Origin of the sequence: Veillonella sp. (assembly GCF_015058545.1) — a bacterium.
Classification (GTDB): domain Bacteria; phylum Bacillota; class Negativicutes; order Veillonellales; family Veillonellaceae; genus Veillonella_A.
Map to the genome: position 1 here is coordinate 1 of NZ_SVCB01000016.1, position 3,539 is coordinate 3,539.

Annotated in this window: 3 protein-coding genes; all 3 read left to right on the top strand. The window is 38.7% G+C overall.

Translation table 11 applies throughout. The features are described from left to right. Positions 1 to 268 precede the first annotated feature (268 nt). Positions 269 to 1,294, top strand: coding sequence for a GspE/PulE family protein (locus E7204_RS00775; protein WP_295180645.1), 1,026 nt, complete (start codon positions 269 to 271; stop codon positions 1,292 to 1,294). Between the two features lie 20 nt (positions 1,295 to 1,314). Continuing rightward, positions 1,315 to 2,424, top strand: a complete 1,110-nt coding sequence (locus tag E7204_RS00780; protein WP_295180647.1) for an ATPase, T2SS/T4P/T4SS family — start codon at positions 1,315 to 1,317, stop codon at positions 2,422 to 2,424. After that, positions 2,411 to 3,539 (top strand): type II secretion system F family protein (locus tag E7204_RS00785; protein WP_295180649.1); only part of this gene is annotated, 1,129 nt, incomplete at its 3' end. The genes E7204_RS00780 and E7204_RS00785, both read left to right, overlap by 14 nt.

A 3,539-nucleotide genomic window follows, 5' to 3' on the forward strand; every position in this document is an offset into this window, starting at 1 on the left:
CCAAGAGGACACGCAACTAGCGTTTCTCTTTAGCGCCCCAAAATAAATTATAGAACCTGTTTATACCTCGCTAAAAACACCCGTGGTCGTTTTGGATAGCCAATATGTTAGGTTGGCTACGATAAAAACGGCTGAAGGGTGTTTTTTTGTGTTTTTTCTATGTTGACTCATACTGTCAGTGCCAATGCGCACCATTGGTGGAATTAAGCAGGAATTATAAATTAAATAAAGAACTTCTCTTTTGTAGCCGGGTATAAAGGGGGCGATTATGTTTCAGGTTGAATTAGAATTGGACAAGTTGATTAGTCAGGCGGTAACGGAAAATGCCAGTGATATCCATTTTGATGCGACGAAGGAAGGTTTATTAATACGCTTTAGAATTGATGGAGTGCTCGATATTCATGAAAAGATAGAGCAGGATGCAGCGGATAAATTAATAAACAGAATTAAGATTTTAAGTGGTATGGACATTAGTGAAAAACGCTTACCGCAAGATGGGCGTTGGTGTTGGCAGGGCAAAGATAAAAACGATGTTATGCTTCGTGTTTCGTCATTGCCGTCAGTTTATGGGGAGACCATAGTATGTCGTATTGTAGGCAGTGAAAATTGCTATAAAAGTTTAACGGAATTAGGAATGACTGAAGACGTGCGACAAAACGTGGTTAGCTTATTGCAAAGGCCTTATGGTTTACTTTTAATTTCAGGACCGACCGGATCCGGTAAAACGAGTACATTATATGCGCTACTTAGATTGCTAAACACGGTGTCTGACAATGTTATATCGTTGGAGAATCCGGTAGAGGCAGATATTCCGGGAGCTATACAGGTACAAATAAACCCAAAGGCAGGGTTAACTTTTCCTAAAGCATTACGGGCTGTTTTGCGACAAGATCCGGATACGATTATGGTGGGGGAAATTCGCGACCGGGAAACTGCAGAATTAGCGGTTCAAGCGGCATTAACAGGGCACCGAGTGTTGGCGACGATACATACTAATACAGCATTAGGTGTACGAGAACGGCTATTGGATATGGGCATTGAAGATTATTTGGTACGCGCAACTTTATTAGGTGCTATAGCACAGCGTTTAGTACGAAGAAAAACGTCTCAAGGGTTTTGTGGACGATTAGCACTATATGAATTGTTGGCTTTGCCTAATGATGCAATAAATTGGGAGAATTGTGAACAATATGTAAAGCCCACTTTATTAGAGTCCGGAGAACTTGCGGTAAGGAGAGGACTGACTACAGTTGATGAAGTGCGGCGCAACGGAATTGAAATTCGGGGAGTTTAATATATTGAAGGTGAATTACTATGAGTTTAAGTGAATTGTTGCAGCGAGCCATTGCTGAAGGGGCAACAGATGTTCATCTTGAACTGCATCAGGAGCCTTATTTTCGCTTAGGTAATGATATTGTTAAGTGTAATGGGATTAAGGTAGCAGATGCTTTGTTTACAGAAATTATAAAGGCAAGTGAACGCGGCACATTAAATGATGAAAATAGGGGTAATCATCAACTGAAATTAGCAGATTCTTTGAAATCTTCAGAAGGAAATCCATTAGAAAAAGTGGCTGATGCACGTAAATTATACGCAGTTTTTTCGAAAGATAGTGCTTTTTCATTTAAAAATATCAGAGTAAGGGTTCATTTATATCAAGCCAAACAACAGCGGTGCGGAACATTGCGTATTTTATATAATCAGTCATTAACTATGCCGGAGGGGGAAGCCGGTAAACTGTTGCATCGTATTGTTCATTTACAAGAAGGTTTAGTTCTTGTCACAGGCCCTACGGGTTCTGGTAAAAGTTATACCCTAGCTACTTGTTTACAATGCATTAATGATGAATGTCATAAGCATATTATTACCTTGGAAGACCCTATTGAATTTACCTTTGAAAATAATCAAAGTTTGATTCATCAGCGTCAACTGGGACAAGATATGGAATCAATGGCTGCGGGCGTTAGAGATGCGTTACGTGAAGATCCGGATGTAATTATGATTGGTGAATTGCGTGACCGTGAAACATTGGAAGCTGCATTACATGCGGCTGAAACGGGACATTTAGTATTTGCTACTTTACACACACAAAGGGCAGTAATGGCTATTAATCGGATGATTTCGGTTTTCCCGGCTTCCCAACAGGAAGAAGTGAGAGCTCAACTATCTCAAGTATTAAGAGCTGTATTATGTCAGCGGCTATTAAGATTTGATAAACAATTTGTGGTAGTTAGAGATATTTTATTAAATACACCGGCTGTAGCAAATTTGATTCGACAGCGTAAAGAACCACAAATTGTATCAATTCAAGAAACGCAACCGCCAATGCAGACAATGGAAATGGCCGTGGCAGCTCTTAAAGCTGAATGGGGAGAACATAGTGAATTTAAGGAGGTTTTGGAACAGGCTTATGAAACAGTATAACTATAGGGCCTTTGATGCAAAGGGGGTGATACAAGAAGATACCATATGGGCTGAATCAAGTGAAGAAATAGTTCAAAAATTGCAATATAAAGGATGGCATATTATTGAAGTTGCATTAATAAAATCTTCTGAAGTAAATAATGTTAAGTGGCGGTATAAAGATATTATAGAGTTTTCATATCGTATGTCTTTATTATTAGAAGCAGGTATTTCTATACGTCGTGTTATGCAATTTTTGAGCGCTAAGCCGATAAAGCATATTCCTTATGCAGTAATTAATGAAGCTATACAGCGAGGTAATCCCCTTTCAAAGGTATTATCAGAGGTGGGGTTCCCTAATATAGGTTGTGCATTACTGCAAGCCGGTGAGGCTGCAGGTACCTTAGCGCACAGTTTTTCTCAAATTAAAGAATATTATGAGAAACAATGGGCCTGGCAACGACAATTAAGCGGAGCAGCAGCGTATCCGGCATTCTTATTGTTACTCATGATGATATTCATAGGCGTGACGGTCGTGTTTATATTACCGGCTTTTAAAAAAGTATTTATGTCTATGCAAGTGCCTTTGCCATTCATTACAAAAATATTATTTAGTTTTGGAGATTTTGTTACAACTCATGTAACTTTATGTATAGGTTTATTAGGCTTATTCATATTTGGGATTTGGTGTATCTGGCAACAAGCTGATATTCGTTTAGTTGTGTTGAGATATATATGGCAACGCGGTAGTGGTCATGAATGGTTTGATTGCTTTTTTTTAGCCAGAATTACAAAGGTATGGGCTATTTTATTGGACAGTGGCTTAACAATTACAGATATGCTGATATTAACAAAATCATTATGGGGTAATCCCTATGCAACTTTATTGCAAACACAAGTAAATAATTTATTAGCTAAAGGAACTACATTTGGAGACGCTTTAAAAAAGGCTAAATTGGGAAATGAATTTCTTTGGGAGTTAATTACTATAGGTGAAGAGACTGGGGATATGGTAGCCATGCTGACTCATGGCGCTTCCTATTATGATAGATTAACGTCCCGCTATATGGCAAAATTACAACAATTAATGGAGCCTATTATGGTATCTCTTATGGGGATAGGGGTAGCTATCTTAG

What these genes read in the sequence shown, in the direction of transcription:
- E7204_RS00775 (WP_295180645.1), top strand. Translation starts at nt 269, where the DNA reads ATGTTTCAGGTTGAATTAGAATTGGACAAGTTGATTAGTCAGGCGGTA.
- E7204_RS00780 (WP_295180647.1), top strand. Translation starts at nt 1,315, where the DNA reads ATGAGTTTAAGTGAATTGTTGCAGCGAGCCATTGCTGAAGGGGCAACA.